This is a genomic window from Helicobacter didelphidarum (genome assembly GCF_003364195.1).
GTDB classification, from domain to species: domain Bacteria; phylum Campylobacterota; class Campylobacteria; order Campylobacterales; family Helicobacteraceae; genus Helicobacter_A; species Helicobacter_A didelphidarum.
In genome coordinates this window covers 1-2147 of record NZ_NXLQ01000099.1, presented here as the reverse complement: position 1 = coordinate 2147, position 2147 = coordinate 1, and the positions used below count along the sequence as shown (strand labels likewise).

Annotated in this window: 4 protein-coding genes; all 4 read right to left on the bottom strand. The window is 30.2% G+C overall.

Going from position 1 to position 2147, the window contains the following annotated elements; all coding sequences use genetic code 11:
• On the bottom strand, positions 1-557 hold a 557-nt coding region (locus tag CQA53_RS11030; RefSeq protein ID WP_147290049.1), incomplete at its 3' end, for a hypothetical protein.
• 21 nt (positions 558-578) lie between these two features.
• A complete protein-coding gene (locus tag CQA53_RS12690; protein ID WP_181882468.1) occupies positions 579-743 on the bottom strand; it encodes a hypothetical protein in 165 nt (54 codons plus the stop codon).
• On the bottom strand, positions 733-1404 hold the full coding sequence (locus CQA53_RS11025) for a hypothetical protein (RefSeq protein ID WP_115543976.1): 672 nt from the start codon (positions 1402-1404) through the stop codon (positions 733-735). The genes CQA53_RS12690 and CQA53_RS11025 overlap by 11 nt, the downstream gene beginning before the upstream one ends.
• Positions 1397-2147 (bottom strand): bacteriophage T4 gp5 trimerisation domain-containing protein (locus CQA53_RS11020; RefSeq protein WP_407918854.1); only part of this gene is annotated, 751 nt, incomplete at its 5' end. The genes CQA53_RS11020 and CQA53_RS11025, both read right to left, overlap by 8 nt.

Here is a 2147-nt window from a genome sequence, read left to right as displayed (position 1 = left end):
TATTGTGTGATATGTGGTTTTAAAAGTGCGTTTAATTTATCAATTAACTCGTGTATGTTTTGTATATCATTAACATAATATAGGTTTGATTCATCAATTCGAAATTCGTTATTTTGTAAAAAAAATGTAAAACATAGATCTTTTGTTAATTTTGGGCTTGAAGGATTAGTGGGAAGTCTCGAGGAATGAGCGTAAAAACTTCCTAGTTGAAGTATTGCTTTTTTACCAATATATTTTTCAATAATAAGATAATTGTTAGTAATATATAGTCTTTTAAAATTGAATAATTTTAAGATTCCTGATAAAAAAAGATAATATGTAACTAACACAAACAAAATTAAAAATAGCCCACGAAATCCATTAAGCGGAGATGCTGTCCAAAATATTGTATGGGTGATAATAGAACACACTATAATACTTATTGCAATAAAATATATGCGATATATTTTATTTCCAATAGAAAAACTTCTCTTCATCTCCCACACAATTTCTTCCCCATTAGAATCTAGTTTCTTAGATTCTATGTTAGTAATTTCATTGTTGTTTATTTCACTCATTTCAATTTTTCCTTACCCACTTTATTCTAAATATTTATCAAGTTTATAACTTCTATAACTTTCTTCTATTGCCACTCCATAGGTCGCTGTAACTCCAGCCATTCCTAACTCTCTCCTATAAATTGGAATCTTTTCAAACTCATTGCAATAACATTCTAAGCCTTTATAAATGTTTTTATTTTCCATTGCCTTGTTCCTTTCGCATTTTGTCTATTTCATCAAGATATGTGAGCTTTTCTATATTTTTTAAGGGTTTTCTAGCCTTGATATATTCTTCATCATCTAAACTAAGCATATATTCTATCAAATGTGGTTTCATAAGTTCATAGATTTTATGAAAAAAAGGACCTACATCTATATTACCTATAAGTATATCTGGCACATAAAGGGTATTATTACGATTCCAAGTCGTAAAACCATAATCACAACTAATCACTACAAATGGTGAATTGGCTGGTATATAATAATAAACATAAAAACTTCCAAATTTCCAAATAGTATCTTTGGTAAAGTGATATGTAACAACTATCTTATCTTTTGTTAGATATAACCCCTTATAATTAAAACCAAAGAAAACATCTTTAATTACAAGAAGATAATAAAGAATGAACACTGCTATACCAAGAAATTTACCAAAAGAATTATCTATGGTGAGGATTTTTGGGATAACGAAATATGAGATAAATAGTGTAGCTATAATTCTAATCCCACAATATAAGATTAAACCAATTTTTGACTTTTTTGATTCCCAAATAATCTCATCATCATCAGAATCTAGCTTTGTTGAATCTGCATTTGCTTTGTCCCTTTGAGATTCCTTATCATTATCTTTTATTATCTCACTCACTTTTCACCTCTCCACCTTTGACTACAAGTCCATTAGCATCTAATATTGCTTCTACTCCTCCAGCCTTTAAGACTATTTTATCACCTGAAATTGTGATAGTAGCTTCGCCTACTTTATGGGTGATTTCATTTCCTGCTTGTGTGATACAATCACTTTGCAATTCTAGCGTAGCATTGTCAGCTTGAAGTGAATATTGTTCCTCTACATTGTGTTGCATAGACTTTGAGCTAAAGGCTGTATTGTCTTTGACATTAGTTGAAAGATTTTGTTGCACATCTATAAATATTTCCTTTTCCACATTCTGTGTGAAACTTCCTTGTATGTGAATCTGTGATTCTCCTCTCACATTCTCTATTCTTTCTCCATGAATAGATTCTATTGTATTGCCTTGTATAGTAGTCTCTTTATCCCCACCTACATACTCACTACTATTCTTTAATACTCTTAGTTTATTATCTATCCCTATATTAAGAGTATGACTTCCTCCTACTATGGTATCTTTAGAGAGTGCTACATTGGTTAAGTATTCTGCTCCTACTCTCACATCTTTTACTCCTAGTATTTCTTGTTTATGATATTTGTTGATAGATTCTGTGTAGTTGCCTTTGACTTGAGAGTCTTTATTATGTTTAATCCTTTGAGTGAAGTTATGCTCTATTATCTCATCATAATCCCTTTGTGCATGAAGATAGATTTGTTCTTTGTCTTTGATATTTGATAGAGTGAGTTCATTGATACCAGAT

What these genes read in the sequence shown, in the direction of transcription:
- CQA53_RS12690 (WP_181882468.1), bottom strand. Translation starts at nt 743, where the DNA reads ATGGAAAATAAAAACATTTATAAAGGCTTAGAATGTTATTGCAATGAG.